Annotated in this window: 26 protein-coding genes and 5 tRNA genes; 16 read left to right on the forward strand and 15 right to left on the reverse strand. The window is 53.9% G+C overall.

Translation table 11 applies throughout. From position 1 onward, the window contains the following. Positions 1–7: 7 nt before the first annotated feature. On the reverse strand, positions 8–1480 hold the full coding sequence (gene ilvC, locus ACFFLD_RS02020; RefSeq protein WP_386035909.1) for a ketol-acid reductoisomerase: 1473 nt from the start codon (positions 1478–1480) through the stop codon (positions 8–10). Between the two features lie 194 nt (positions 1481–1674). Between ilvC and ilvY the strand changes: the two genes are divergently transcribed. Next, the gene (gene ilvY / locus ACFFLD_RS02025; protein ID WP_386035912.1) at positions 1675–2553 is read left to right on the forward strand and encodes an HTH-type transcriptional activator IlvY; all 879 of its coding nucleotides are present in this window, start codon (positions 1675–1677) and stop codon (positions 2551–2553) included. A gap of 51 nt (positions 2554–2604) precedes the next feature. Here the strand turns inward: ilvY and ACFFLD_RS02030 are convergent, their stop codons facing one another. From ACFFLD_RS02030 to uraH, 3 genes are all read right to left on the reverse strand, one after another. Next, complete coding sequence (locus ACFFLD_RS02030; protein ID WP_386035915.1) at positions 2605–3342, reverse strand: GntR family transcriptional regulator; 738 nt, start codon at positions 3340–3342, stop codon at positions 2605–2607. 72 nt (positions 3343–3414) lie between these two features. Further along, complete coding sequence (locus ACFFLD_RS02035; protein ID WP_386035918.1) at positions 3415–4620, reverse strand: urate hydroxylase PuuD; 1206 nt, start codon at positions 4618–4620, stop codon at positions 3415–3417. 62 nt (positions 4621–4682) lie between these two features. Further along, entirely contained in the window at positions 4683–5036 is a 354-nt protein-coding gene (gene uraH, locus ACFFLD_RS02040) for a hydroxyisourate hydrolase (RefSeq protein WP_386035921.1), read from the reverse strand. 150 nt (positions 5037–5186) lie between these two features. Between uraH and uraD the strand changes: the two genes are divergently transcribed. After that, positions 5187–5720, forward strand: a complete 534-nt coding sequence (gene uraD, locus ACFFLD_RS02045) for a 2-oxo-4-hydroxy-4-carboxy-5-ureidoimidazoline decarboxylase (RefSeq protein ID WP_386035924.1) — start codon at positions 5187–5189, stop codon at positions 5718–5720. A gap of 100 nt (positions 5721–5820) precedes the next feature. Here the strand turns inward: uraD and ACFFLD_RS02050 are convergent, their stop codons facing one another. From ACFFLD_RS02050 to ACFFLD_RS02060, 3 genes are all read right to left on the reverse strand, one after another. Further along, a complete protein-coding gene (locus tag ACFFLD_RS02050) occupies positions 5821–6177 on the reverse strand; it encodes a phasin family protein (protein WP_386035927.1) in 357 nt (118 codons plus the stop codon). 180 nt (positions 6178–6357) lie between these two features. Beyond that, entirely contained in the window at positions 6358–7047 is a 690-nt protein-coding gene (locus tag ACFFLD_RS02055) for a glutathione binding-like protein (protein WP_386035930.1), read from the reverse strand. Positions 7048–7153: 106 nt separating this feature from the next. Beyond that, entirely contained in the window at positions 7154–7846 is a 693-nt protein-coding gene (locus tag ACFFLD_RS02060) for a glutathione S-transferase family protein (RefSeq protein ID WP_386035933.1), read from the reverse strand. 389 nt (positions 7847–8235) lie between these two features. Here ACFFLD_RS02060 and ACFFLD_RS02065 point away from each other — a divergent pair, with 389 nt between their 5' ends. Next, positions 8236–9927, forward strand: a complete 1692-nt coding sequence (locus ACFFLD_RS02065) for an L-lactate permease (protein ID WP_386035936.1) — start codon at positions 8236–8238, stop codon at positions 9925–9927. A gap of 126 nt (positions 9928–10053) precedes the next feature. On the opposite strand, the gene ACFFLD_RS02070 is transcribed toward ACFFLD_RS02065, so the two are convergent. Together ACFFLD_RS02070 and glcC are read right to left on the reverse strand one after the other, a co-directional pair. Next, entirely contained in the window at positions 10054–10578 is a 525-nt protein-coding gene (locus tag ACFFLD_RS02070; RefSeq protein WP_386035939.1) for a gamma carbonic anhydrase family protein, read from the reverse strand. Between the two features lie 21 nt (positions 10579–10599). Continuing rightward, complete coding sequence (gene glcC, locus ACFFLD_RS02075; protein WP_386035942.1) at positions 10600–11379, reverse strand: transcriptional regulator GlcC; 780 nt, start codon at positions 11377–11379, stop codon at positions 10600–10602. Between the two features lie 206 nt (positions 11380–11585). On the opposite strand from glcC, the gene glcD reads away from it, so the two are divergent. The 4 genes from glcD (at position 11586) to ACFFLD_RS02095 (ending at position 15978) form a co-directional block, all read left to right on the forward strand. Beyond that, positions 11586–13085 carry a glycolate oxidase subunit GlcD gene (gene glcD, locus ACFFLD_RS02080; protein WP_386035945.1) on the forward strand — a complete coding sequence of 500 codons (1500 nt, stop codon included), beginning with the start codon at positions 11586–11588 and terminating at the stop codon, positions 13083–13085. 50 nt (positions 13086–13135) lie between these two features. Then, complete coding sequence (gene glcE, locus ACFFLD_RS02085) at positions 13136–14236, forward strand: glycolate oxidase subunit GlcE (RefSeq protein ID WP_386035948.1); 1101 nt, start codon at positions 13136–13138, stop codon at positions 14234–14236. 14 nt (positions 14237–14250) lie between these two features. Beyond that, the gene (gene glcF, locus ACFFLD_RS02090) at positions 14251–15483 is read left to right on the forward strand and encodes a glycolate oxidase subunit GlcF (protein WP_386035951.1); all 1233 of its coding nucleotides are present in this window, start codon (positions 14251–14253) and stop codon (positions 15481–15483) included. 90 nt (positions 15484–15573) lie between these two features. Beyond that, entirely contained in the window at positions 15574–15978 is a 405-nt protein-coding gene (locus ACFFLD_RS02095; protein WP_386035953.1) for a heme-binding protein, read from the forward strand. Between the two features lie 106 nt (positions 15979–16084). Here ACFFLD_RS02095 and ACFFLD_RS02100 read toward each other — a convergent pair. The 6 genes from ACFFLD_RS02100 to ACFFLD_RS02125 all read right to left on the reverse strand — a co-directional run bounded on the left by ACFFLD_RS02100 (position 16085) and on the right by ACFFLD_RS02125 (position 17541). After that, positions 16085–16161: transfer RNA gene (locus tag ACFFLD_RS02100), tRNA-Asp, on the reverse strand. A 107-nt stretch (positions 16162–16268) separates the two neighbouring features. Beyond that, positions 16269–16344 (reverse strand) — tRNA-Val (locus ACFFLD_RS02105). Positions 16345–16365: 21 nt separating this feature from the next. Further along, positions 16366–16442, reverse strand: a tRNA-Asp gene (locus ACFFLD_RS02110). 42 nt (positions 16443–16484) lie between these two features. Continuing rightward, positions 16485–16561 (reverse strand) — tRNA-Asp (locus ACFFLD_RS02115). 77 nt (positions 16562–16638) lie between these two features. Then, positions 16639–16714 (reverse strand) — tRNA-Val (locus ACFFLD_RS02120). Positions 16715–16785: 71 nt separating this feature from the next. Beyond that, positions 16786–17541 carry an alpha/beta fold hydrolase gene (locus tag ACFFLD_RS02125; protein WP_386035956.1) on the reverse strand — a complete coding sequence of 252 codons (756 nt, stop codon included), beginning with the start codon at positions 17539–17541 and terminating at the stop codon, positions 16786–16788. A gap of 164 nt (positions 17542–17705) precedes the next feature. On the opposite strand from ACFFLD_RS02125, the gene ccoN reads away from it, so the two are divergent. From ccoN to ACFFLD_RS02170, 9 genes are all read left to right on the forward strand, one after another. Beyond that, a complete protein-coding gene (gene ccoN, locus ACFFLD_RS02130) occupies positions 17706–19130 on the forward strand; it encodes a cytochrome-c oxidase, cbb3-type subunit I (protein WP_386035959.1) in 1425 nt (474 codons plus the stop codon). Positions 19131–19149: 19 nt separating this feature from the next. Continuing rightward, entirely contained in the window at positions 19150–19758 is a 609-nt protein-coding gene (ccoO, locus tag ACFFLD_RS02135) for a cytochrome-c oxidase, cbb3-type subunit II (RefSeq protein WP_386035962.1), read from the forward strand. Positions 19759–19761: 3 nt separating this feature from the next. Next, positions 19762–19986, forward strand: a complete 225-nt coding sequence (locus ACFFLD_RS02140) for a cbb3-type cytochrome oxidase subunit 3 (protein ID WP_386035965.1) — start codon at positions 19762–19764, stop codon at positions 19984–19986. After that, positions 19983–20912 carry a cytochrome-c oxidase, cbb3-type subunit III gene (gene ccoP, locus ACFFLD_RS02145; protein ID WP_386035968.1) on the forward strand — a complete coding sequence of 310 codons (930 nt, stop codon included), beginning with the start codon at positions 19983–19985 and terminating at the stop codon, positions 20910–20912. The genes ACFFLD_RS02140 and ccoP overlap by 4 nt, the downstream gene beginning before the upstream one ends. A 139-nt stretch (positions 20913–21051) precedes the next feature. After that, entirely contained in the window at positions 21052–22488 is a 1437-nt protein-coding gene (gene ccoG / locus ACFFLD_RS02150) for a cytochrome c oxidase accessory protein CcoG (protein ID WP_386035971.1), read from the forward strand. A gap of 6 nt (positions 22489–22494) precedes the next feature. Continuing rightward, positions 22495–23019, forward strand: coding sequence for a FixH family protein (locus ACFFLD_RS02155; RefSeq protein ID WP_386035974.1), 525 nt, complete (start codon positions 22495–22497; stop codon positions 23017–23019). After that, positions 23016–25466: a heavy metal translocating P-type ATPase gene (locus ACFFLD_RS02160; protein WP_386035977.1), complete on the forward strand. Its 2451-nt coding sequence runs from the start codon at positions 23016–23018 to the stop codon at positions 25464–25466. The genes ACFFLD_RS02155 and ACFFLD_RS02160 overlap by 4 nt, the downstream gene beginning before the upstream one ends. Next, a complete protein-coding gene (gene ccoS, locus ACFFLD_RS02165; protein ID WP_386035980.1) occupies positions 25463–25708 on the forward strand; it encodes a cbb3-type cytochrome oxidase assembly protein CcoS in 246 nt (81 codons plus the stop codon). Before ACFFLD_RS02160 ends, ccoS begins: the two co-directional genes overlap by 4 nt. Continuing rightward, the gene (locus ACFFLD_RS02170) at positions 25705–26400 is read left to right on the forward strand and encodes a sulfite exporter TauE/SafE family protein (RefSeq protein WP_386035983.1); all 696 of its coding nucleotides are present in this window, start codon (positions 25705–25707) and stop codon (positions 26398–26400) included. The genes ccoS and ACFFLD_RS02170 overlap by 4 nt, the downstream gene beginning before the upstream one ends. The last annotated feature ends 17 nt before the right edge of the window (positions 26401–26417 follow it).

The following is a 26417-nucleotide window of genomic DNA, read 5'->3' on the forward strand; positions in this document are numbered from 1 at the left end:
TAGCCGATTAAACGATCTTCTTCATGTCCGCCATATGGCCACGCAGCACTGCGCCAACGGCTTCAACCGGGTGAGCACGAAGCGCATCGTTGACTTCGATCAAACGCGCGTTATCGACGCCGTTGTCATCTACATCAAGGCCTTTACCGATAACATCGGATTTAATGTCTTTCATGAAGTCAGCCAGGAGCGGTACGCACGCGTGGTTGTAAAGGTAGCAACCGTACTCCGCGGTATCGGAGATCGTCGCGTTCATTTCGTACAGTTTCTTACGCGCGATGGTATTAGCGATCAGCGGCGTTTCGTGGAGCGACTCGTAGTAGGCCGATTCGGCGATAATGCCAGCCGCGGTCATGGTTTCGAACGCAAGCTCGACGCCCGCCTTCACCATCGCCACCATCAAGATGCCGTGGTCGAAGTACGCTTGCTCAGAGATCTCTACGTTACCCGCCGGGGTTTTCTCGAAGTTGGTTTCGGCTGTTTCTGCGCGCCATGCGTGAAGTTTTTCATCATCGTTCGCCCAGTCTTCCATCATGCCAGCAGAGAAGTTGCCGTTCATGATGTCGTCCTGGTGCTTGTTGTAAAGCGGACGCATGATCTCTTTCAGCTCTTCTGCAAGATCATAGGCTTTGATCTTCGCCGGGTTAGAAAGACGATCCAGCATGTTGGTGACGCCGCCGTACTTCAACGCTTCAGTGATGTTTTCCCAACCATACTGAATCAGCTTGGAGGCATAACCAGGCTCGATACCTTCTTCGATCATTTTGTCGAAGCAAAGAATCGAACCGGTTTGCAACATACCGCAAAGGATCGTTTGCTCACCCATCAAGTCGGATTTAACTTCCGCAATGAAAGAAGACATCAACACGCCGGCTTTGTGGCCGCCAGTACCCACCGCGTAGGCTTTTGCCAGGGCAAGTCCTTCGCCTTTAGGATCATTGGCTTCGTGTACAGCGATCAAGGTGGGAACACCAAAACCACGCACGTATTCAGCACGCACCTCAGAACCTGGGCACTTGGGCGCTACCATGATGACGGTTAAGTCATCACGGATCTTCATACCTTCTTCTACGATGTTGAAGCCGTGTGAGTAAGACAGGCAAGCGCCTTCTTTCATCAGCGGCATCACTGCTGTCACAACAGACGTGTGCTGCTTATCGGGCGTCAGGTTCAAAACAACGTCTGCCGCGGGAATCAACTCTTCATACGTACCGACAGTAAAGCCGTTTTCAGTGGCGTTCTTCCAGGACTGACGCTTTTGTTCGATGGCTTCAGGGCGCAATGCGTAAGAGACGTCCAAGCCACTGTCGCGTAGGTTCAAGCCTTGGTTAAGGCCTTGCGCGCCACAGCCGATCACGACCATTTTTTTGCCTTTAAGCGCTTCCACGCCATCGGCAAATTCAGAGCTGTACATAAAACGGCATTTTGCCAGTTGAGCCAGTTGCTCGCGTAGCGGCAGTGTATTGAAGTAGTTAGCCATCGTTTACATCCTAATGATTAATAAGCACGGTATCGATGTCACACACCGATACGAAAAAGAGTGACATAGCGGCTAAAGGCGGCGTCAAGCGCTATGTGAGTAAGGCCAATCTACCTAAAAACGATCATTTCTTAAATTGATATATTTGCAACAGCATATCCCTTTTTCTGCAAAGCTCTATTATCATGCCAAGTATGAACTTTAAAACTTTAAAACAATTCCTCGCCCTGGCAGAAACCCTGCATTTCGGTCGCGCGAGTGATGAGTGCTATGTCAGCATTTCTGCCTTGTCGCGCAACATCCGCCATTTAGAAGACGAGCTGGGTGTGTCGCTATTTAACCGCGACAACCGTACCGTGGTGTTGACCCAAGAAGGCCAAAAATTTCTCAAGTATGCCCGCGATGCCAGCAGTCAGTGGAATTTGATTCGTCATCAGTTGACCGACAATCCGGATCAATTAAGCGGTGAGATCAGCTTGTATGGCTCAGTGACTGCCAGCTATAGCTTTTTGCACGAGCTGCTGCGCCGCTTTCGTATTGCCTATCCGGTTATTGAAATCAAGTTACGTACAGGTGATCCCGAACACGCTATTGCGCATGTGCTGGATGGTAAAGAAGACCTTAGCATTGCGGCTCAGCCTGCCAACTTGCCGCGTGGCCTGGCATTTAAATCCATTGCGACGTCGCCATTGCTGTTTATTGCGCCGCTTGAACAGCAAGTGCCGAATGCACCCACTAGCCCCCCCCTCACACCGGCTGAGTGGGCGAATACTCCCATGATTTTATCGGAAAGCGGTGTTTCTCGGGCGCGGGTGGATGAATGGTTTCGTCAGCAAGCCATCTCTCCGCGTATTTATGCCCAAGTCACCGGTAATGAAGCCATTGTCAGTATGGTGAGCTTGGGTTTTGGCATTGGCGTGGTGCCTAAAATCGTCCTCGACAACAGTCCATTGATGGATCGCATTCGAGTACTCGACGTAACGCCGGAACTGGAACCCTACGATATTGGTTTGTTTACCTTGAAGAAAAACCTAAAAAACCCGTTGGTCGACGCGTTTTGGAGCTTGATGTAAGCCTTCTTCAATAAGCCCTAAGCGCTGTTTTTAGCGATGCAACACCCGCATTTATTCGCCAAATATCTGTTGTAGATCAGGCACGTTCTCGTCCTCCTCGACCATGGAGAGCGAGGCTTCGATAGCTTTTAGGTGGCGGCTCATAAAGGCTTTGGCGCGTTCGCCGTTGCCAGCTTCAAGATGACCGATCAGGTCATCGTGGTCGTGGGACTCACAGCCCAAATGGCCACGATGGCCGTAGACGGCGAGTATCAGCGAGGATCGCGAGCAGAGTCGCTCGACAAACTCCGCCAGGGTCGCATTGCCGGAAAGCTGCGCCAGGCGCACGTGAAAATCTGCCGATAGCCGGATAGCCACGCTTTGTTGGCCGCTGCGCAGCGCTTGGCGTTCACGCTTGGCCATTTCGCGCAGCTCTCCTGCTTCTTTTTCACTCATGCGCCGCGCCACGTCGCTCATCAACCCACACTCGACCAACTGGCGGGCATCGAAAACGTCTTTGGCTTCATCAGCGGTGGGCCGGGTAACGCTGGCACCGCGCCGGGGTGTTAACGTGACCAATTGCTCGAGTGCCAGGCGCTGCAAGATTTTACGGATACCCGTGCGGCTGATAGCAAACACATCGGCCAGGGCATCTTCACGCAGCCGCGCGCCGGGCTTTAAGCGTTGTTCCACAATCGCATCGCTAACGGCACGATAGATCGCTTCATGCCGCTCATCGCCCTCTTTGTTATCTTTCACTTCTTTGACGGAAGCGCGCCGCTTTTTTTCCGGCACCTGCGCATCACTCATAGCTATCCTCTCAAGGCCTTGGGGTTTGTACGAAAAGTTGGCGGGCACAGGCCATTTTCGTACAAAGCCTGATCATTCCTCCCAAGCGGCAATAATATCGCGCTCTTCATCGCTCATGTTGGTCATATTGCCTAACGGCATATAGCGGTTGGCCACCACCTGCTGAATGTGGGCCTTTTGACCAATAATCTCTTCCCAGCTTTCAAGCACAATGCCCGCTGGCGGCGCCGAGAACCCCGCCTGCGCTGGAGTACGAGCGTGGCATTGAACGCAGTGCTGCTCAATCAGGCCGGTGATTTGCGCCTGGTCTGACTCCTGAAGCGCTGGCTGCTCACCGCCCGAAAAGGAAGCATTGGGGGCAGCCACCCAAAATGCCAAAAGAATAAGCCCCACCCCGACCGCAGGATACGCGGGCTGCGTTTTACCTGCATGCATCAAGACAAAGAACTGACGGATCAAGGCGCCGGCAAAGATAAACAGCACCATCACTACCCAGGCAAGCTCATGAGAGTAGATAAAGGAGTAGTGATTACTCACCATCAACAACACAACCGGCAGCGTGAAGTAAGTGTTATGCACCGAGCGCTGCTTACCACGCTTGCCATCCAGCGGATTCGGCGCCTCACCCGCTTTCATGGCCTTCACCATGCGGCGCTGACCGGGAATAATCCAGAAGAAAACATTCGCCGACATCGCTGTCGCCATCACGGCCCCCGTGAGCAGAAAAGCCGCTCGGCCGGAGAACATCTGGGTGCTCAGATAAGCCACGCCGATCATCATCACAGCGACCGCCACGCTAAGCAGGCCATCGCGGTCCATATTGGGACTAATACGTTTACATAGCGCGTTATAAACCAGCCAACCACCTAGCAAGAAGGCCAGTGCCAACAGATTGGCCTGCCAGCCTGTCATGTTCGCCGCCCACTGCCAGGAGCTTGCAGGGTTAACTAGATAAAAGCCCGGATTCACCATGTATAAAATGACAAACAGTGCAAAGCCGGAAAGCCAAGTGGTATAGGCTTTCCAGAACGACCAGTGCAGTTCATTGGGCAGCTTGGCGGGCGCGGTGGCGTACTTTTGATTGTGGTAAAAACCACCGCCATGTACCGACCACATTTCACCAAAAACGCCTTTATCGCGATCTTCTTCTGCCTTCGGTGCACGCAGACTGTTATCCAGCATAACAAAATAGATCGACTCGCCGATCCAGGCGATAGCCGCAATCACATGCAGCCAACGCAGTATCAGGTTAGCAAAATCAATAACATACGCTTGCATAGAATAAATCCCGTTAGGTTTGCCTGAAAACTCAGCGAACGCCGCCAGTTTCAGACAAAGCTTCAGCTACCGCGATAGGTAGAATATCCATAGGGCGAAAGCAGCAACGGCACATGGTAGTGCTGACTGGCATCAGCAACGCCAAAGCGTAGTGGAATCACATCGAGAAAGCGTGGCTCAGCAGCGGCAACACCTTGGGCGCGCAGGTAGTCCCCTGCATGAAAGACCAGCTCATACTCTCCAGGGACAAACGCCTCGCCGTCTAAAAGGGGGGCATCACAACGGCCATCGCTATTGGTGACCACCGTGCTCAGATGTTGGCGTTCACTGCCTTCCAGGCGGAATATTTCAATCGTAATGCCCTGGCCAGGCTGGCCTTTTGCGGTATCCAATACATGGGTGGTTAAGCGCCCCATAGCCACTCCTTTGTGATGACGTTGGTGTGATGAGAATGTTTGACCTATCGGTCAAAGAGTACCGTTACTGTCATTTATTGTATACAGTCATCCAGTGCCTGCACGTTTTGACGAGCGCACGCGTTAGCCTTCCCGCTTTGGAGAGTTTCAGTGCCCACACCTCAACCGTTACAGCTGTCACCCGCGCCTAGCCAATGTACTCTTGATATGTTTATTCGCCACTATGGTGATGTTTACGAGCACTCCCCCTGGGTGGCGGAAGCCGCTTGGCAGCATGGTCTGACGACTGATTTTGACAGCCCTGACGCACTGGCCGAATTAATGGGAGAAATGCTAAAGCAGGCAAGTAGCGACCACCACATCAAGGTGATCCAGGCGCACCCCGATTTAGCGGGCAAAGCGGCCATGGCGGGCGAATTAACTCAAGATTCAACTAGCGAACAAGCAGGTGCTGGACTGGATCAGTGCAGTCCCGAAGAGTTTGCGCGTTTTGAAGCGCTCAATAGGGCGTACAAGGAAAAATTTGGCTTTCCTTTTGTAGTAGCCGTTAAAGGGTTGGATCGCTATGCCATATTAGCGGCCTTTGAAAATAGACTACACAACGATGCAGCAACCGAACGGCAAACGGCTATTGAACAAATTATTCGTATTGCCCGCTTGCGCTTAGTAGCTCGGGCGAGCTAGCCAGCATTGTAAAACGCCATCAACTAGCACCTTCAACCGCTAGCAAAAAAAACGCCCTACCCAATAAAGGTAAGGCGTTGATGAGCAGTAGGGCTAACAACTACTGCTTAACTGTATTAGCCGCTTTCTGCGTTGTATTTTCAGCCATTTGTTGGCTCTCTTGTGCAAAGCCTTGACCGATTGACGTTACTTTTTCAGTGTCGCCTTTCAAACGCTCCATGAAATCACTGGCCGTTTTCTGCTGGCTGTCCATGGCTTTTTTGAAACTATCGGCATCTTTTACATCAAGCCACGTACGCGCTTGGGCGATGGCCATATCCGAATAGGCGCGAGCTGCGTCCATTTGAGCGCTAACCATTTGATCATAATAATCCAACGCGGTGAGCGTGTAGGCGCGCATCGGCGAAACAAACACGGATTCAAACTGCTGGTTGGTCTTTTCAGTCGCTTTACTCATCAGTATATCTCCAGGTGTGGGCTAGCACATCAACACGCCTTGAACAGGCGGTTCGTAGCCAGGCTTTTGCCTTTGCTATTAGTAAAGCTAGCAGTGCTTTTTGTGCAGCGCAACATGAATTTTCCTGATACTTTCCCTACCCAGCGATTGATGTTCATCAGCGCGTTTGCACAGACCCTATCAGTGGTTACCAAACAAGTGCTTACGCGCCTGCTCATCCATTTCCACCCCCGCTTGAGGATTAATCTCATCTATCAGCGCATAGGCTCGTCGCACGGCAGGACGCGCTTTAATCGTCTCGAACCAGCGTTCCAAATCAGGAAACTCTTCTAATGTTTGACGCTGTTTTTCCCAAGGAACAATCCACGGGTAGATAGCCATATCGGCAATCGAATAGTCATCGCCTCCCACATAGGTTTGTTCAGCCAGACGATGATCCAACACGCTATAGAGGCGGTTGGTTTCCCGCACGTAACGTTCAATAGCGTACTCAATCTTTTGCGGTGCATAGTGGCAAAAGTGGTGATTTTGGCCTGCCATGGGCCCTAAGCCGCCCATTTGCCAATGCAGCCATTGCAGAACAATAAATCGCTCGCGTCCTGAAGGGGGGAGAAATAGCCCACTCTTGTCGGCCAGATACTCAAGGATCGCGCCGGACTCAAACAACGAGAGCGGCTGACCGCCATCATTCGGTGCGTGATCCACAATGGCAGGTATGCGGTTATTGGGGGCGATGGAGAGAAATTCAGCACCAAACTGCTCGCCTCGACCAATGTTAATCGGCTTCACTCGGTACGCCAGCTTGGCTTCTTCGAGCATAATGGAGATTTTATGGCCGTTGGGCGTTGTCCAGTAATACAGGTCAATCATTGCCATCTCCTTGATGAACACCTTGGGTATCTCATTATGAGCCTACCAAGGCGTTCAAATACTATCGCTGATACAAGGCAGCACCAGCAGGTACCGCCGCGTTACGTTATAGATCGCGCACGGTTAAGGCATTACTGGCAAAGCCGTTGTGTGCCGTCAGCATGCGCTTAAACCATTCATCTACCGGATCACCTGGCTCAACCACTTCCTGGGTCGACACGACGTGGGCCCACATCATGCTGCCAAACAGTAGATAATCAGCGCCAGCGGGTGCGTCGCCGTCTAAAAAATCACTTTCCCGCAAAAGGTCTCTCACCGGCGCCAACACCTGCTTGAGCTGCTGTTTACCTTGCTCTGGCTGATGGAACTCTTCCAGCGTGCAGCCAAACCGCGCTTCGCGGGTTTCGCGGAAATAGTCGCGATCGTCGGGATGTATCGCTGCCAGCAGATCCATTCCGATAATGCGGAACAGCGCTGGTGTCACGCTACGCTCAACAAAGTATTTAAACAGCAGCACCCGTTGGTAGCTCACCCCCTCGCCCACTATTGGCGACTCCGGATAAGCCTCATCCAGATAGCGCATAATATTAAAGCTATCTGTCACCACTTGATCGCCATCACAGAGCACCGGTACCTTGTCGTAGTCAGCAAATTCCAACGCTTGTTTATCGAGGAATCGCCACGCCACGGTGGTGAACTCTAACCCTTTATGGGCCAGCGCCATACGGGCACGCCAACAGTAGGGAGAAAAGCGTAGCCGCTCGTCCCGTCCACATAAATCATAAAGTTTTAACGCCATCATTGCCGCCTTATGGTTGGTCACGCTGTGAATGAAAAATGCTTAGCTGGGTCAACATCACACCCTGCTACCGCGTTTAGTGTTCTCAAACAATGAGGCCAAGCAACGAACCGTGCAAGAGCCTCTACGCGGCACTGTCTATTAGTCTAACGGCACGGTTCGCGCCCCCTTCGACCCAATCACCTTGAATTCCATATAAATCAGAAAGTTAAAATAAATAAATTGATATTTTTAGTTATTCTAAACAAGCGTATAAGTGGTAAGACCAATTTTCCAATCTAGTCATATTGTTAGCCTAAACGTATCTTTCACTTACCCCGACTGGCGAGATAATAGCCAGAGGGTTATCGCGGAGCATACCAAATCAAAAACAAGGGGCAGTTCCTCCCATGAATGAAACGATACTTGCACTCCTGGCTTTCCTGCCGCTGTTGCTGGCCGGTATTTTGCTTATAGGCTTTAAAATACCTGCCAAAATAGCGATGCCTATTGTTTTTCTAACCGCGGCCATTATCGGCCTAACCGCCTGGGATATGAGTTTTAGCCGGGTGGCGGCATCCACTATTCAAGGCTTGATCCAAACCGCTGGTCTGCTTTGGATTATCTTTGGCGCCATCCTGCTGCTTAATACCCTTAAGCACTCGGGCGGCATTACCGCGATTCGTAACGGCTTCTCCGGCATTAGCCCAGACCGTCGCGTACAGGCGTTAATTGTTGCTTGGCTGTTCGGCTGCTTTATCGAAGGCGCCTCTGGCTTCGGCACCCCTGCCGCGGTTGCAGCGCCATTAATGGTAGCCCTTGGTTTTCCTGCGCTGGCGGCGGTGGTCGTTGGCATGATGATTCAGTCGACGCCGGTTTCGTTCGGTGCGGTGGGTACGCCCATTGTAGTAGGTGTCGGTAGCGGCCTGGATCGCGCTGGCATTACCACTCAGCTTGACTCGGTGGGCTCTAGCTGGGACACCTTCTTCCAGTTAGTGACCAGTGAAGTAGCGATCACTCATGGCATCGTGGGTATATTGATGCCGCTGATTCTGGTCACCGTCATGGTGCGCTTCTTTGGTGCTAACCGCTCCTGGAAAGAAGGCCTATCGATTACCCCTTTCGCCATCTTTACCGGCATCTGCTTCGTCGTACCTTACATGCTGGTAGGCGTGCTGCTGGGACCAGAATTCCCTTCGATGATTGGCGCAATGGTAGGCTTGGCCATCGTGGTACCGGCCGCCAAACGTGGCTTTCTGCTACCTAAAGACACCTGGGACTTCCCTGAAGAGAAGTCTTGGCCAGATGAGTGGATCGGTAACCTGCAGATCAAGCTTGAGGATGTAGCCGGCAGAGCCCCAATGTCGACCTTCAAAGGCTGGATTCCCTATGTTCTGCTGGCGCTGTTCCTGGTGGCTTCACGCACTATTGAACCGCTGCGCGTGGCGCTAACCTCTATCAACCTCAGTTGGAGCAATATCCTTGGCGAAGCAGGCATTAGCGGTGGCGTTCAGCCTCTGTACTTGCCTGGCGGTATCATTATGGCGGTAGTGATCGTGACCTACTTCTTGCACCGCATGAACCCACAAAAAATCAGTGCTGCCGTGTCGGAGTCGACTAGAACGATTTTCGGTGCAGGCTTTGTATTGATCTTTACCGTGCCAATGGTGCGCATACTGATCAACTCGGGTGTAAATGGCGCGGATCTTGTGTCTATGCCGGTCATGATGGCCCAGGCAGTAGCCAATAGCGTAGGCGGCATCTATCCCTTCTTTGCCCCGGCAGTGGGTGCAATGGGGGCCTTCATCGCCGGTTCCAATACCGTCTCGAACCTGATGCTGGCTGAGTTCCAATTCAGTGTTGCTGAGACACTGGGGCTTTCCACCGCCATGATGGTAGCGCTGCAGGCGGTTGGTGCTGCTGCGGGTAACATGATCGCTATCCACAACGTGGTCGCTGCATCAGCAACGGTCGGTTTGTTAGGCCGTGAAGGGGCAACGATTCGTAAAACAATCCTGCCCACGATTTACTACCTCATCTTTACCGGCATCATCGCGCTGATTGCGTTCTACGTGATTGGGGTCACCGATCCCTTGATGTGATCATGACATAGCACTTGTTCTAATAACGACGCGCTAATAACCACGTTAGAAACGCAAACCCCCAGGCCTAGGCTTGGGGGTTTGCTATTTAGCACAATGGGTTTCGCACTCATCGATACGTTTTGGTCAGTCTATTCGCTTAAGTTCCTGGCCATGGAGTTTAGCGCGCTCTACGTAGCTCTGAGCATTTTTCTTCAAGCCTGCGATCGCGTCCTCGGAAAGCTCGCGTACCACCTTGGCAGGCGAGCCAACGATTAACGAGTTAGCCGGAAAAACCGCCCCCTCTTTAATAAAAGCGCCAGCGCCTACCAAGCTGTTCTCGCCAATTACTGCGCCATTAAGCACCACCGCTTGAATGCCAATTAAGCAACCATCACCAATGGTACATCCATGCAACATCGCTTGGTGGCCCACCGTCACGCCTTTGCCAACCTTTAGCGGAAACCCTAGGTCTGCGTGAAGCACGGCGCCATCCTGGATATTGCTCTCTTCGCCTACCTCAAGGTGGTCGGTATCACCACGCAACACGGCTTGATACCAGACGCTCGAGCGTGCTTTAAGGGTAACTTGGCCGATCACATCGGCCGTTTCCGCAATGTAGACGTCGTCATGAACCGCTGGGCGATGTTCGCCGTATTGGTAAACTGCCACGTTAACCTCTTGGGTTGTTATTTACTGCCACTCTTCAAGACGCATCGAGGAACGCTCCAGCCGATCGTGCTCCACCTCCAGATCACGCAGCAGCTGACTAATACTGGAAAGGTGTTCCAGCGCCACCTGTTTCGCCTGTTCGGCGTCGCCGCTCACGACGGCCTCGTGTAGTTGGGCATGCTGTTGGTTAATCATCGCCCGAGGTGTCGGCAAATGGTACAAATGTTTAACCGAAGCAAACACCGAGCTCAACAGTAAATCGGTCAGGCTCTGGAGTGTATGCACCAATACCGGGTTATGAGAGGCTTGAGAGACCGCTAAATGAAACGCGTGATCAAGCCTAGCCAGACGCTCGACATCTATCGACTCCGCGTTTTCAACATAATCAGCCATTTCGCGATAGCGCCGGGTGATCAACACCCGGTCTGCCGAGGTCCCTCGGCTTGCCGCTAAACTTGCCGACTCTCCTTCCAATAGTGCCCGCACCTCTAACAGATCAAACAGGGTGCGGGGATGATCCTTGAAGAGATGCATCAAGGGCGTTTGGGTCCCCACCGGCAGCAGCGTCGCCACCGTTGAGCCATGGCCTTGGCGGGTATCGATAATTCCTTTGCTACGCAGAATTCTTAAGCCTTCGCGCAGCGAGGCACGTGACACATCCAATCGGTCACATAGGCGACGCTCCGACGGCAGCAATTGGCCAGGACGAAAAACACCGTCCAGAATTAGCCGCTCAAGCCTAGTGGCTACATGCTCGGGCATTCGTTGCCCAGGGGACAAGGCTTGGTTTTCTGCTGCCATACTGACGCTCCTGATGGTCCATTCACTCAGTTTGCCAGGACTAGGCCAAGAACACATCACTGTCGACTAATTACTGGTCTGACCAATGCACCACGCGCTAGACAGAGGCGTAAAAAAAGCCCAAATTGAGCCCATGTTACAAAGCGGGTAGGCGCTCAAACAGTACCAGCGCTTACCTTTGATGATAATAAACATGGGATGTCGTGATGAATATCCTCTTTGATGAGCGTCTGGACGGTGAGTTAGTTCGGCGCGATAAAGCCGACGTGTTAAACGATCTGCAGCAAGCGGTTCCCGAGATGACGCTGCTGCATCGTGAAGAGGACCTGCGTCCTTTCGAATGCGATGGCTTGGCGGCCTATCGCGTACTCCCCATGCTGGTGGCTCTGCCGGAAACCCTAGCGCAGGTTAAAGAGCTGCTGAAGCGCTGCCATGCGCTGGGCGTTCCCGTGGTCACGCGCGGCGCGGGCACCGGCCTTTCCGGTGGTGCGCTGCCGCTGGAGCAAGGGGTGCTGCTGGTTATGTCACGCTTTAACAAAATATTGAGTGTTGATCCTGATGCCCGCATGGCTCGCGTTCAGCCTGGCGTGCGTAACTTAGCGATTTCTGAAGCCGCCGCTCCCTACGGGCTTTACTATGCCCCGGACCCTTCCTCCCAAATTGCCTGCTCTATCGGCGGGAATGTGGCTGAAAATGCCGGCGGCGTGCACTGCCTTAAATATGGCCTGACGGTGCATAACGTGATGCGTGTGGACGTGCTCACCATTGAGGGAGAAGCGATGACGCTAGGCGCGGAGTCCCTCGATGCGCCAGGCTTCGATCTATTAGCGCTCATGAACGGCTCCGAAGGCATGCTCGGCGTGGTCACCGAAATTACCGTTAAGCTGTTACCCAAGCCGGAAACCGCGAAAGTACTGATGGCAAGCTTCGATGACGTGGAGAAAGCGGGCCGTGCGGTAGGCGATATCATCGCGGCGGGGATTATCCCGGGCGGTTTGGAAATGATGGACAAACTCGCCATCAAAGCCGCCGAAGATTTTGTCAAAGCGGGCTACCCGCTCGACGCCGAAGCCATTCTGCTCTGCGAACTGGATGGCGTTGAGGCCGATGTAGATGACGATTGCGATACCGTGCGCCGAGTGCTGGAGAAAGCAGGAGCCACCCATATTCAGCAGGCCCGTGACGAGGCGGAGCGTGCCAAGTTCTGGGCGGGGCGTAAGAACGCATTCCCGGCAGTAGGCCGCATGTCGCCTGACTATTACTGCATGGACGGCACGATTCCACGCCGCGAACTTCCCCGGGTACTTAAAGGGATTGCTGCGCTTTCCGAGGAGAGCGGCTTGGCAGTGGCCAACGTTTTCCACGCTGGCGACGGCAACATGCACCCACTGATTCTGTTCGATGCCAACCAAGAGGGACAGCTTGCGCTGGCTGAAGACGTGGGCGGTAAGATTCTTGAGCTGTGTGTGGCGGCAGGCGGTTCGATCACTGGCGAGCACGGTGTCGGGCGGGAAAAGATCAACCAAATGTGCAGTCAGTTTCAGGCGGATGAAATCAGCGTTTTTCATGCGTTGAAAGCGGCCTTTGATCCACAGCGCCTGCTAAACCCTGGCAAGAATATTCCGACCCTGGCGCGCTGTGCGGAGTTTGGCGCCATGCATGTTCACAATAACGAACTGCCGCATCCGGAACTGCCACGTTTTTAATAGCGACCTAGTCAAGATAACCACTAGGCATAATAAATGTTGAGATGACCATGACCGAATTAGCGATGCATGCCGCCGACCGCGATATCGCTGACGACCTGTGTGAACAGGTACGCAGCGCGTATGACGCACGCACTCCGCTACGTATTGTAGGCGGAGACACCCGCGCCTTTTATGGCCGACCAGTGGAAGGCCAAACGCTACAGATGGCCGAACATAGCGGCATCGTAAGTTACGACCCGGTAGAGCTGATCGTTACCGTGCGCGCCGGCACGCGACTTAGCGCGCTGCAAGCGGCGCTGGCGGAGAAACATCAAATGCTCGGATTTGAGCCCCCCACCTTTGGTGAACAAAGCACCATTGGCGGCGCGGTCGCGTCCGGGCTTTCAGGCCCGCGCCGCCCCTGGGCGGGCGCCGCACGCGATTTTGTGCTCGGCACCCGGGTGATTACCCAAGAAGGCAAACTGCTACGCTTTGGCGGCGAAGTGATGAAAAATGTTGCCGGCTACGATCTCTCACGCTTAATGGCAGGCGCCCAAGGCACCCTCGGTGTGTTGACCGATATCTCGTTTAAAGTGCTGCCTATTCCCAACGCGACGCACAGCCTGCGCTTATCGCTCAACCTTACCGACACGCTTAAAAAGCTCGCGGAGCTGGGTCGCCAGCCGTTACCCATCACAGCGGCAGCCTGGCATGACGACGAACTCTTTCTGCGCTTAGAAGGAGGCAAAAGCTCGGTAAAAGCCACCCAGGAGCGCTTAGGCGGCGAACCGCTTGATCCCCGCTTTTGGGCATCCCTACGCGACCATAGCCACCGTTTTTTCCAGCTCCACGACGGTCAGGCATTGTGGCGGCTGTCGCTGCCACCCAATACCCCGCCGCTGATGCTCGATATTGCCGAAACCGATATTTTTTACGACTGGGCGGGTAGCCAGCGCTGGGTAAAAACATCTCAGGACGCCGATACGCTACGTGCTGCCTGTGCCAAGGCGGGGGGGCATGCCACCTGCTACACGCCTCATGCTCAGGGCGGCGCCGCAGACCCCTTCACACCACTGAATACCGTGGTAGAAAAATATCATCGCAATTTAAAGGCGGAGCTGGATGCCCATGGCATATTCAATCCCGGTCGTCTTTATGCGGCGTTTTAATCAGGAGAGCTGACATGCAGACGCACTTTACCGATGCCGATCGTCAGAAGCCGCACATTGAAGAAGCAGAGCGCATTTTGCGCACTTGTGTCCACTGTGGCTTCTGTAATGCTACCTGTCCGACGTACCAGCTATTAGGCGATGAGCGTGATGGCCCGCGTGGACGTATCTATTTGATGAAGGAGCTGCTTGAGAGCCCCGACGATGACACTCAAGTCACCGATGAGACGCGCCTACATCTCGACCGTTGCCTCACGTGTCTTAATTGCGAAACGACGTGTCCCTCGGGCGTGGAGTACCATAAGCTGCTCAACATTGGCCGTGCTGAAATAGAACGCCGCGTCCCCCGCCCTGCTGGTGAGCGGGCTCAGCGCTATGCGCTACGCAAGATGATGGTCGAGCCTAAACGCTTTCAGGCGTTATTGAAGCTGGGGCAAACGTTTAAGCCGTTAGTCCCAGGCAAGCTGCGCGATAAAATGCCTGCCGCCCCGGTGGATGCTGGCGCACGCCCCGAGGCGCATCGTCATCAACGGCAAGTGTTGATCCTTGAAGGCTGCGTTCAGCCGGGCCTGTCACCCAACACCAATGCAGCTACTGCCCGTATTCTCGATCGCCTCGGGATTAGCGTCACGCCAGTGAGCGAAGCGGGCTGCTGTGGTGCCATCGATTTTCATCTTAACGCTCAAGACGATGGTAGGGCTCGCATGCGCGCCAATATCGACGCTTGGTGGCCACATATTGAGCAAGGGGTGGAAGCCATCGTGCAAACCGCCAGCGGCTGCGGCGCTTTTGTTAAAGAGTACGGCTATATGCTCAAGGATGACCCGGAGTACGCGGTTAAAGCACAAAAGGTCAGCGCCCTGGCGAAAGACATTGTTGAAATCCTGCGCAATGAGCCGCTTGATGCATTAAACGTCAATGCTTCACAACGACTAGCATTCCACTGCCCCTGCACCTTGCAACACGCCCAGAAGCTAAATGGCGCAGTTGAAGGGGTATTGAGCAAGCTGGGCTTTGCGTTAACGCCCGTCCAGGATGCTCATCTTTGCTGTGGATCGGCAGGTACCTACTCCATCACCCAGCCTGAGCTTGCCACTCAACTACGTGACAACAAGCTGAATGCACTGGAGGCTGGAGATCCTGAGCTTATCGTGACGGCTAATATTGGCTGCCAGACGCATTTGGCAAGCGCCAACCGCACCCCAGTACGCCACTGGGTGGAAATCGTCGATGCGGCACTAGCTTAGATAACACACCTGTCCGTTAATACTTAACCCCGTGGCGCGCTGCTATAGTAGGGCGCAGCCACTTCACTCCTCCTTAAAAAGGATCTAAATATGCAAACAAAAGCCATTCTTGCTCAAGCCGACGTCATTAGCGTGATGGATGCTGCCCAACAGGAGGCTGACAGCAATCATTGGCCAGTGACCATTGCCGTGACTGACGATGGTGGCCATTTGCTGGGCCTGCGTCGTTTAGATGGCGCAGCTCCTTTCAGCGCTGAGGTCGCCACGCAAAAAGCGCGCAGCGCAGCATTAGGGCGCAAAGAAACTCAGGTGTTTGAAGAGATGATTAACGGTGGCCGTACTGCGTTTGTGTCTGCGCCGCTGAAAGGCATGCTGTCCGGCGGCGTACCGATTACGGTCGACGGCCATGTCGTAGGTGCAGTAGGCATTTCCGGCGTAAAACCCGACCAGGACGTCCAGGTCGCCAAAGCAGGCGTTAGTGCAATCACTGGCTAAATAGCAGTCAGCAACGCCGCATACGAAAAACCCCGAATCGAATGATTCGGGGTTTTAGAATTCGTTCGGCTTAAATGCCGATAATAATATCATTACCAGTGCTTAATGGCGGACCGGACGAGACTCGAACTCGCGACCTCCGGCGTGACAGGCCGGCATTCTAACCGACTGAACTACCGGTCCACGTTAAGGCACTTATTATAAAAACGTCTTTAACAGCAACGTTCTTATATCACCATCATAAGCTTCACATTTCCAAGCGGTTCAGAGGCGCTTTTAATGCTAGGCGATGGTGGGTGGTACTGGGTTCGAACCAGTGACCCCCAGCTTGTAAGGCTGGTGCTCTCCCAACTGAGCTAACCACCCAATCTAGCGTTGTCGTTATCGTGGCGGACCGGACGAGACTCGAACTCGCGACCTCCGGCGTGACAGGCCGGCATTCTAACCGACTGAACTACCGGTCCGAATAGCGATAACAACGTGCTGCATAGATACTTATTTAATGTTGGCGGACCGGACGAGACTCGAACTCGCGACCTCCGGCGTGACAGGCCGGCATTCTAACCGACTGAACTACCGGTCCGTTATGCACATCAAATTTATATCGTCTTTCATTACTGCTTTATAACGTTTCCAACCCATCTTTTAAGCTTACTTAGATGGTGGGTGGTACTGGGTTCGAACCAGTGACCCCCAGCTTGTAAGGCTGGTGCTCTCCCAACTGAGCTAACCACCCGCTGGTCACGTGGCGCTGCATTCTACAGAAGGCGTGTCAGATGTCAACATACTGCGTTTAAAATTTGTGATTTAAACCAGCGCGTTGCTTTTATCCGCCAAGCCTTGGCTGTGAGCGCGGACGAAGGATGCCGCAACCTGGGTGGCTTCGTCAATCAAAACTGCTTGAGAAAGCCCAGATGAACGACGAGGCTTGAAATCATGATCACCATCTTTTAGCCAGGCGAGCTGAGTATTAGCGGGTAGCTGATACCCTTCAACCTCCTCCCGAGTACCAAAAGGGTCTCGCTCACCTTGTAAAATTAAGGTAGGGCACGTCAACGCAGACCAATGATCCAGACGTAGTCGATGACTTGCTTTTGGAGGATGAAATGGGTAGCCAGCGACCACCACGCCAGGGCAAGATTGTTCACTGGCGAAGAGCGTTGCGACTCGTCCACCCATGGATTTCCCGACTACCCAAAGCGGCCCTTCAAATAGGCTGCTCAATAGCGTATACCAGTTAGCAAAGATACCCACTAACTGGGCAATAGGTGGCGGTGGCCGACGCTTGCCTGTTTGCTGTATTTGTTGCATGTAGGGAAAATCGATCCCTATCACCTGTATACCCTGACTCGCCAATCGAGTGGTAAATTGGCTCATGAAAAACGATTGCTGGCCCGCGCCCGCCCCATGGGCAAACAGTAAGCGCCCCTGCGTGGGTTGGCCGTATATCGCCATGGGCCCTAGTCCATCAATCAAGAAATAACCGTTCGACTGATTATTTAGTGCCGTGTGAAGCATGTCGGGCGAGAGTGACAAATAATGAGAAAAAACAGACTCTGACAAGCAAGGCTCCTAATAATTCAGTATTTAATCTATGGTCAAGTTTAGATTAAGTCGGTGCTGCGCTAGAATCTTGGTTTTAACTTGACCTGCATCATCAAGCGGGCGGCCACATCCGTGCAAAATGTAACGGGTCACCTCTTAACCGCGTTCGATGGGAACATCACATGAGCACAACATTTGAACATCCGACCTACAACTACAAGGTAGTTCGGCAGTTCGCGATCATGACCGTTGTGTGGGGCATTGTAGGAATGATCGTCGGCGTCATTCTTGCCTCGCAACTGGTCTGGCCGCAACTGAACCTTGGCATCCCCTGGACTAGCTTCGGACGCTTGCGTCCGCTACACACAAACGCCGTCATTTTCGCCTTTGGTGGTTCGGCACTGTTTGCCACATCGTATTACGTGGTGCAGCGAACCTGCCAGACACGCCTTTTTTCTGACAAGCTGGCTGCCTTTACGTTTTGGGGCTGGCAAGCAGTCATTATTTCGGCGGTCGTGACGCTACCCATGGGTTACACCACGACCAAGGAGTACGCTGAGCTGGAGTGGCCGATCAACATCTTGATCGCCGTGGTCTGGATCAGTTACGCCATCGTGTTCCTAATGACGATCAAGAAACGCACAACCTCACATATTTATGTCGCCAATTGGTTCTTTGCGGCGTTTATTTTGACCGTTGCGGTGCTTCACATCGTTAACAATGCGGCTCTTCCGGTTACCCCAATGTACTCGACATCGATCTATGCGGGCGCAGTCGATGCCATGGTGCAGTGGTGGTATGGCCATAACGCGGTTGGTTTTTTCCTGACGGCGGGCTTTCTGGGCATGATGTACTACTTCGTACCGAAGCAGGCAGAGCGTCCTATCTACTCGTACCGTCTATCGGTCGTCCACTTCTGGGCGTTGATCATGGTCTACATGTGGGCTGGCCCTCACCACCTGCATTATACGGCACTGCCTAACTGGGCACAGTCACTGGGCATGGTCATGTCGATTATTTTGCTGGCGCCCTCCTGGGGCGGCATGATTAACGGCATGATGACCCTTTCAGGCGCCTGGCATAAGCTACGCACCGACCCCACGTTGCGCTTTTTGGTTGTCGCCCTCTCGTTCTATGGGATGTCTACCTTTGAAGGCCCAATGATGGCGATTAAAACCGTCAATGCGCTGTCGCACTACACTGACTGGACCATCGGCCACGTCCATGCGGGCGCCCTGGGCTGGGTCGCGATGATCACCATTGGTTCTATGTATCACCTGATCCCGCGCGTCTTCGGACACACGTCCATGTACTCGGTCAAATTGATTGCAGTGCATTTCTGGCTAGCGACTATCGGCACCGTGCTGTATATCGCCTCCATGTGGGTTAACGGTATTTTGCAAGGCCTGATGTGGCGTGCGATCAACCCTGACGGCACCTTGATGTACACCTTCGTTGAAGCCGTTGAAGCCAGCGCACCGGGCTACTTTGTACGCTTAATCGGTGGCCTCTTCTGGGTGACCGGCATGCTGATCATGGCCTTCAACGTTTACATGACCGTCAAACGTCGTGAAGCCTTCAGCCCTTCAGCACCACAAGCGGCTTAAACCGGGGAAGATGAGACCAATGAAACACGAGATTGTCGAAAAGAACGTTGGCCTTCTTGCCGTGTTGATCCTTGTCGTGATCAGTTTCGGTGGCTTGGCCGAGGTCGTCCCGCTGCTTTTCCAAAAACAGACCACGGAGCCTGTGGCCGGCCTCAAGCCGCTAACAGCGCTGCAGTTGGAAGGCCGGGATATTTATCGTCGTGAAGGTTGCGTGGGCTGTCACTCGCAAATGGTGCGCCCCTTCCGTGCAGAAACCGAACGCTACGGCCACTATAACGTTGCCGGCGAGGGAGTTTATGAACACAACTTCCTCTGGGGTTCCAAGCGGACAGGGCCTGACCTGGCGCGCGTAGGCGGCCGTTACAGTAACGATTGGCACCGTGCTCATCTCTATAATCCTAGGGATGTCGTACCAGAATCAATCATGCCGGCCTACCCCTGGCTGTTTGAAAATACTATCGACGGCGAAGACACCCCGGCCAAAATGCGCACCCTGCGTCGGCTAGGCGTGCCTTACACCGATGAAGATATTGCCACGGCAACGGCGGATGTAAGCGGTACTCAGGAAATCACCGCGCTAGTCGCTTATCTACAGCAATTGGGCATCCTGCTTGAGGGCACTCGTTAAGCTATGGATACGGGAACTTTTCGCGGTCTCATTACGCTGATCTTGATGGTCGCTTTTATCGGCATCGCTCTTTGGGCGTACTCCAAGCGACGTAAACCAGATTTTGACGAAGCGGCCCATCTGCCCTTTGCCGACGACGATGAGCTACCGCCCAGTGACAAGCAAGCTTCGCAACAACGCGACAGCGAAGCGAATGCCCGCCACGATAGGGGAGAGAACAAATTATGAACAACCTATGGGGTGACTCCCTATCCAGTTTCTGGAGCGCCTGGATCATTTTCATCACGCTAGGCACGATTGCCTTGAGCGTATGGATCCTGCTTGCCAACCGGCGCACCGATAAAACGCCTGGCCCAGAGGGAAACGTTGAAACTACCGGGCACGCCGCCGATGGTATCGAAGAGTATGACAATCCGCTGCCACGCTGGTGGTTTCAGTTATTCGTATTAACGGTCGTGTTTGCGCTGGGCTACCTGGTGCTTTATCCCGGCCTTGGTAATTACGCAGGTATATTGGGTTGGTCCCAAGAGGGACAGTGGGAAGAGGAAGTCGCTCAGGCCGAAGAGCGTTTTACGCCTATATTTGCCCAGTATCAGGAAGTGCCAATCCCCGAACTTGCTGAAGATCCCCAGGCGATGCAGGTTGCTGAGCGTATTTTCCAGAATAACTGCGCGGTGTGTCATGGCTCTAACGCTCAAGGCGGGTACGGCTTTCCTAATCTGACCGACGACGATTGGTTATACGGGGGTGATCCCGATACGATTGTACAGACGCTGACGAACGGCCGTAACGGCCTGATGCCTTCCTGGCAGCAGCTTGGGCAAGAAAATATTGAAAACCTCACTCAATATGTACTTTCGTTGTCCAATGAAGAGCATGATGCTGCCCGTGCGGAACAAGGCCAAAGCACCTTCATGTCCGTTTGCGCCGCTTGCCATGGCCCTACGGCCACCGGCAATACGGCATTGGGGGCACCCAATCTAACCGACAATACCTGGCTTTATCTTGCGCCTGGCCAAGAAGTGGGTGACTCCATTCGTCAAACACTTCGTAACGGTCGCAACGGTCACATGCCAGCACAAGCGGCGTATATTGGTGAAGAACGAGTACACCTGGTTGCTGCCTACGTATATAGCCTGCGCTTAGCTGACTAATACTTCTCCACCATCAGCCGCCGGGCTGCTCAAGTAAGGGTGCGGTCTCAAACCGCACCCTTTCTGCATACACAACCCGATACAATATCACCATGTGCATAAGTGCACTTCTCCTGCCTTTTGAGCCGGGAACAAAGCCATGGAAAAGATATCTACCCAAGACGTCACACCACCCCAGGTGGGACATTACCCTTCGCCTGAACCCGTTAGCCAGGAAATGTACGCCAAGCGGCGCCACATTTATGTGCGTGAGATTAAAGGGGTCTTTCAGAAGCTACGTCGCAGCACCAACTGGTCGTTAATGCTGGCATTCTTTCTCATCCCTTGGATTAACCTTGGCGATAGACCGTTAATCCTTTTCGATCTGCCTAATCGTGAATTCCATATCTTTAGCGCCACCTTCTATCCCCAGGAATTCATCCTGCTGTCGTGGCTGCTGATTATCTGCGCCTTTGGGCTATTCTTTATTACCGTGTTTGCTGGCCGGGTGTGGTGCGGCTATACCTGCCCACAAAGCGTGTGGACCTTTCTCTTCATATGGCTTGAACACCGTATCGAAGGGTCACGCAATCGGCGCATGAAGCTTGATAAACAGCCGATGAGCATAGACAAGGCATGGCGCAAAACAGCTAAGCATAGCGCTTGGCTGCTGATTGCTCTTGCCACGGGTATTACCTTTGTCGGCTACTTCACGCCGATACGCGAGTTAGTCACAGAATTACCGACCCTGGAAGCTAATGGTTGGTCGTATTTTTGGGTGGGCTTTTTCCTGGTATTTACCTACCTGAACGCTGGCTGGCTTCGCGAGCAGGTGTGCATGTATATGTGCCCCTATGCACGATTCCAATCCGTGATGTTTGACCGTGATACGCTGATTGTCTCCTATGATGCAGCACGTGGTGACCCGCGAGGACACCGTAAAAAGAGCCTCAGCCATATGGAGGCCCGCGAGGCAGGTTATGGCGACTGTATCGACTGCGACCTGTGTGTACAGGTATGCCCTACCGGTATCGATATACGTGATGGTCTGCAGTATGAATGCATCACCTGCGCCGCCTGCATCGATGCCTGCGATAGCGTGATGGACAAAATGGGCTATCCGCGGGGATTGGTACGCTACACCACAGAGCATGCTCTTGAAGGCAACAAGAGCCATATCCTGCGCCCACGTTTAATAGGCTATTTTGTGGCGCTAGTGTTTATGATGGGCACCTTTGCCTGGGCTATCAATGACCGTATGCCGCTCAACTTCGATGCTGAGCGAGAGCGTACTCAGCTGTATCAAACGACTCGCGACGGACGCATTAGCAATGTTTACAGCCTCACGGTTCGTAACCTTGACGATCAAAATCACACGTATCAGCTCAGCGTATCGGGCTTACCCGGCTTAACGCTGGACAACCGCTTGCTGACCGTACCCGCAGGGGAGTCGCGCTTACAGGTGGTGACCGTGACGGCCAACCCAGAAGAGCTACAACAACCTAGTCATAGCATTACTTTTTCATTACAGGCTCAACAAGATGAGCGTATTCATCTTGAGCGCGACACAAGCTTCTTGGGCGACATTAGGAGATAAACACGCATGCCATCCACTCCCTCGGTAACGCCTTGGTATAAGCAGTTTTGGCCATGGTTTTTGATTGGCCTTTTGCTGTCATCGATCGTTGTCAGCACTTCCTTTGCCGTCATGTCGGTCAAAAGCTTCGATGGCATGGTCGTTCAGGAGGATTATTATGAGCATGGCAAAGCCATTAACCGTGTGTTTGCCAAGCAGGATGAGGCGCGTCAACTGCATTTGAGCGCCGACCTACGCATTGATCCACTAACGAGCGATATTGTGGTGGATTTAACGGGCGATACACACCCGGAAACGCTCTACCTCGACCTGATTTTTCCGACCGAAGATAATCGCGATCAATCGTTTGTGCTTGAGCATGTTCGCGATGGCCGTTATGTCACCCAAGGCCCCGACAACCTGCGTTATCGCTGGTACCTAACGCTTCAGCCATCCCTGCAAGATGCCGACTGGCGACTTACTGGCGAGGCAATTTTCCCCAATGAGAATAGCGTCGCGCTACTGCCAGGAGGCCGTACAGAAAGCCAATGAGCAATGCTGCGCAGGCCTGCTACCATTGTGGCAATCCGGTGCCCCCGGCGGCCCCTTGGATAATCACTCTGGATGAGGAGACTCACCCCCTTTGCTGCCCCGGCTGCGAAGCAGTGGCTCATGCCATCGTCAATGGCGGGCTGGAAAGCTATTACCGCTACCGAACCGAACTGCCCGAGCGCCCCAACGACCGCCAAGCCGCTAAAGCAGATACATGGTCGGTATTTGACGATCCAGGCTTGCAGGCTCAGTTTGTGCATGCTGATGGCGATGAGGGCAACGTATACGCCACCCTTTCCATTGAAGGCATCACCTGTGCCGCCTGTGCATGGTTGATTGAGCACCGCTTGAATGTCTTGCCGGGCGTTACGTCCAGCGCGGTGAATTTAACTCATCACCGGCTGCGGGTTAGCTGGGATCCCCAGCAGTTAAAGTTGTCTCAACTGCTAGCGGAGCTGGCGGCCATCGGCTACGAGGCACAGCCCTACGAACCCGACCAAGCCCAGGCGCGACTACAGCACGAAGAACGTATGAACGTACGCCGGTTGATTATCGCCGCGGTAGGCATGATGCAGGTGATGATGTTTTCGATCCCGATTTATGTCTCCGGTCCCGGTGAAATCAGCGATGATTTTTATGCGCTTTTTCAATGGCTCTCTTTTGCTCTGGCGACGCCAGTAGTGTTCTTTTCAGCACAGCCATTTTTCCGCAATGCATTGCGTGATATACGCACGGGCGTGCTAGGCATGGATGTGCCGGTATCGCTGGCGATTGGCGGCGCCTACTTAGCTAGCAGCTATGCCGTGCTGTTTAATATAGGCGAGGTTTATTTTGACTCGGTCACCATGTTCACTTTCTTTTTGCTCTTTGGCCGCTATGTGGAGAGCCGCGCCAGACGGCGCAGTGGACATAGCGGCAACGCCCTGAGTGGTGTGCTGCCAATCTCAGCCACACGACTTGAAAACGATGGGAGTGAACGTATTTTGCCCGCCAGCGAGCTAACGCCTGGCGACCGCGTATTGGTTAAACCCGGTCACGGCGTTCCCGCCGACGGCATGATTGAAGAGGGCGAATCAAGCCTCGATGAGTCGATGCTAACCGGCGAGTACCTTCCCGTGACTCGTCGTGTTGGCGACCGGATTACCGGCGGCAGCCAAAACATGGAAAATCCGCTGGTGGTCAGGGTCACCCATGCCGGACGTGACGCCCGTGTGGCCGGGATCGTTGACCTCACCGACCGCGCCTTTGCCAGCCGCCCGCGGCTGGCTCAGATGGCGGCCCGGATGGCGCACTTATTTGTCCTGCGCCTGCTCGTGGTAACCGCCTGCGTCACCGTGGCCTGGTGGTTTATCGACCCATCAAAAGTATTGTGGGTGCTGCTGTCGGTGCTGGTCGTGACCTGCCCCTGTGCACTGGCGTTGGCTACCCCTGCTGCGTTAACTGCCGGGCATGGTCAATTGCGCAAGCGCGGCGTGTTAATTACCCGCGCCGACGCCATGGAAACGCTTTCCAATGTTACTCGAGTAATCTTTGATAAAACCGGCACGTTAACCCGCGGCGAGATGCACCTTACCCATACCCAGCCGTTTGGGGAATTGACCGCCGAGCGCGCCCAGGCTATTGCTGCCGCCCTTGAGGCTCATTCGGAACACCCCATTGCGCGTGCGTTCCGCCCTTTCAGAGCAGCAACGCTGCAAGCCAAAGATATTCAAAGCCACACCGGCCAAGGGTTAATAGGCACCCTAAACGGTGCCCGCTGGCGGCTAGGCAAACCGGACTTTGCGCTGAATAACCCCATCGCCCCACCTGCACAAGGCCAGTGGCTGATGCTGAGTGAAGACGGTCAACCGCGCGCCTGGTTTGGTTTGCATGACGGCGTAAGAGAAGACGCGGCCGAAACTATCAAAGCGCTTAGCAGCACCGGCCTTACCATCGAGCTACTATCCGGCGATACAGAAGAGGCCGTTGGAAGTCTGGCGCACCAGCTTACTATCGACACCTGGCACGCAGGCGTTAGTCCGGAAGGGAAATTAGCCCGCCTACGCGAGCTGCAAGCAGCAGGCGAAACAGTGGTGATGATAGGCGATGGCATTAACGACGTGCCGGTGCTGGCCGGCGCCGATGTCGCGATTGCGATGAACGGAGCGACGGACCTGGCCCGCACTCGGGCCGATGCCATTCTGCTCAGCCCACGTTTAATACGCATTTATGAGGCTATCGAGATTTCCCGCGCCACCCGGCGTATCATGCGTCAAAATATGATTTGGTCAGTGTGCTACAACTTTTCGGCGCTACCGCTGGCGGCCATGGGGCTAGTGCCACCTTGGCTCGCGGCCATTGGTATGTCGCTTAGCTCATTGGTAGTGGTAGGCAATGCCTTACGCCTTTCACGCTGGCGACGTCAGCCCGTGTCAACGCTCAACGCTGCAACCCCGGTAACCGCATGACGATTCTGTATCTGCTCATCCCGCTATCGCTGATATTACTCGGACTTGCCGTCTGGGCATTTTTTTGGGCGGTGAAAAATGACCAGTTCGATGACCTTGAAGGCCCTGCGCACCGCATTTTGTTTGATGAAGATGAAAACGACTTCACGCCCGAGCAGCGCCGCCAGAGACAACAGGCAAAAAAACAACCAACCGCTACGCCTGAGGCGAACACTCATAGCGATCAAGAGCCACTCCCATGAACCCAACCGGCTTGGATCTACCGCCGCTACTGGCGGCGTTTGTGTTTGGCCTGATGGGTGGCGCGCACTGCATTGGCATGTGCGGTGGCATCATGAGCGCACTGACCTTTGCCGTGCCTCCCAGCATGCGCCATCCCGCGCGGATGGGCGGGCTATTACTCAGCTATAACGCAGGCCGCATCAGTAGCTATATGATGGCAGGCGCCCTGGTCGCCCTAGTAGGCACCCTCTTTTCTCTGTCGGCCACCGCTCGTTTATTGCTTCAGGTGTTTGCCGCCCTAATGCTGATATTAATGGCTCTGTATATCGCTAACTGGTGGAAGGGCTTGCTTAAAGTCGAAGCCATTGGGCGGCGACTATGGCGTTATCTGGAACCGATTGGAAGACGCTTAATGCCGGTGGTACACCTTCCTCAGGCCTTCGCGCTGGGCGCCGTTTGGGGCTGGCTGCCCTGCGGGCTGGTTTACTCCATGTTGGCCTGGAGCTTGGCGATCGCCGACCCACTGCAGGGCGCTTTGCTGATGGGCGCTTTTGGGCTTGGTACTCTTCCCGCGCTGCTCGTCACCGGTCTGGCCGCACGCCAACTCAATCAGCTAATTCGCCACCCCGCGACGCGCAGCGTGGCGGCATTAATCATTATTGCTTTTGCGCTATGGCAACTTTGGACGCTCACCGCCCACCATCTTCATTAACCTACCCGCGTCATTCA

The organism is Vreelandella sulfidaeris, assembly GCF_042429665.1.
GTDB lineage: Bacteria > Pseudomonadota > Gammaproteobacteria > Pseudomonadales > Halomonadaceae > Vreelandella.

What these genes read in the sequence shown, in the direction of transcription:
- glcC (WP_386035942.1), bottom strand. Translation starts at nt 11,379, where the DNA reads ATGGCAGCAGAAAACCAAGCCTTGTCCCCTGGGCAACGAATGCCCGAG.
- ACFFLD_RS02050 (WP_386035927.1), bottom strand. Translation starts at nt 6,177, where the DNA reads ATGAGTAAAGCGACTGAAAAGACCAACCAGCAGTTTGAATCCGTGTTT.
- ccoS (WP_386035980.1), top strand. Translation starts at nt 25,463, where the DNA reads ATGACGATTCTGTATCTGCTCATCCCGCTATCGCTGATATTACTCGGA.
- ilvY (WP_386035912.1), top strand. Translation starts at nt 1,675, where the DNA reads ATGAACTTTAAAACTTTAAAACAATTCCTCGCCCTGGCAGAAACCCTG.
- ACFFLD_RS02155 (WP_386035974.1), top strand. Translation starts at nt 22,495, where the DNA reads ATGCCATCCACTCCCTCGGTAACGCCTTGGTATAAGCAGTTTTGGCCA.
- ACFFLD_RS02030 (WP_386035915.1), bottom strand. Translation starts at nt 3,342, where the DNA reads ATGAGTGATGCGCAGGTGCCGGAAAAAAAGCGGCGCGCTTCCGTCAAA.
- ACFFLD_RS02160 (WP_386035977.1), top strand. Translation starts at nt 23,016, where the DNA reads ATGAGCAATGCTGCGCAGGCCTGCTACCATTGTGGCAATCCGGTGCCC.
- ACFFLD_RS02170 (WP_386035983.1), top strand. Translation starts at nt 25,705, where the DNA reads ATGAACCCAACCGGCTTGGATCTACCGCCGCTACTGGCGGCGTTTGTG.
- ACFFLD_RS02065 (WP_386035936.1), top strand. Translation starts at nt 8,236, where the DNA reads ATGAATGAAACGATACTTGCACTCCTGGCTTTCCTGCCGCTGTTGCTG.
- glcF (WP_386035951.1), top strand. Translation starts at nt 14,251, where the DNA reads ATGCAGACGCACTTTACCGATGCCGATCGTCAGAAGCCGCACATTGAA.
- ACFFLD_RS02095 (WP_386035953.1), top strand. Translation starts at nt 15,574, where the DNA reads ATGCAAACAAAAGCCATTCTTGCTCAAGCCGACGTCATTAGCGTGATG.
- ilvC (WP_386035909.1), bottom strand. Translation starts at nt 1,480, where the DNA reads ATGGCTAACTACTTCAATACACTGCCGCTACGCGAGCAACTGGCTCAA.
- ACFFLD_RS02035 (WP_386035918.1), bottom strand. Translation starts at nt 4,620, where the DNA reads ATGCAAGCGTATGTTATTGATTTTGCTAACCTGATACTGCGTTGGCTG.
- ACFFLD_RS02140 (WP_386035965.1), top strand. Translation starts at nt 19,762, where the DNA reads ATGGATACGGGAACTTTTCGCGGTCTCATTACGCTGATCTTGATGGTC.
- uraH (WP_386035921.1), bottom strand. Translation starts at nt 5,036, where the DNA reads ATGGGGCGCTTAACCACCCATGTATTGGATACCGCAAAAGGCCAGCCT.
- glcE (WP_386035948.1), top strand. Translation starts at nt 13,136, where the DNA reads ATGACCGAATTAGCGATGCATGCCGCCGACCGCGATATCGCTGACGAC.
- ccoN (WP_386035959.1), top strand. Translation starts at nt 17,706, where the DNA reads ATGAGCACAACATTTGAACATCCGACCTACAACTACAAGGTAGTTCGG.
- ccoG (WP_386035971.1), top strand. Translation starts at nt 21,052, where the DNA reads ATGGAAAAGATATCTACCCAAGACGTCACACCACCCCAGGTGGGACAT.
- ccoP (WP_386035968.1), top strand. Translation starts at nt 19,983, where the DNA reads ATGAACAACCTATGGGGTGACTCCCTATCCAGTTTCTGGAGCGCCTGG.
- glcD (WP_386035945.1), top strand. Translation starts at nt 11,586, where the DNA reads ATGAATATCCTCTTTGATGAGCGTCTGGACGGTGAGTTAGTTCGGCGC.
- ACFFLD_RS02060 (WP_386035933.1), bottom strand. Translation starts at nt 7,846, where the DNA reads ATGGCGTTAAAACTTTATGATTTATGTGGACGGGACGAGCGGCTACGC.
- ccoO (WP_386035962.1), top strand. Translation starts at nt 19,150, where the DNA reads ATGAAACACGAGATTGTCGAAAAGAACGTTGGCCTTCTTGCCGTGTTG.
- ACFFLD_RS02055 (WP_386035930.1), bottom strand. Translation starts at nt 7,047, where the DNA reads ATGATTGACCTGTATTACTGGACAACGCCCAACGGCCATAAAATCTCC.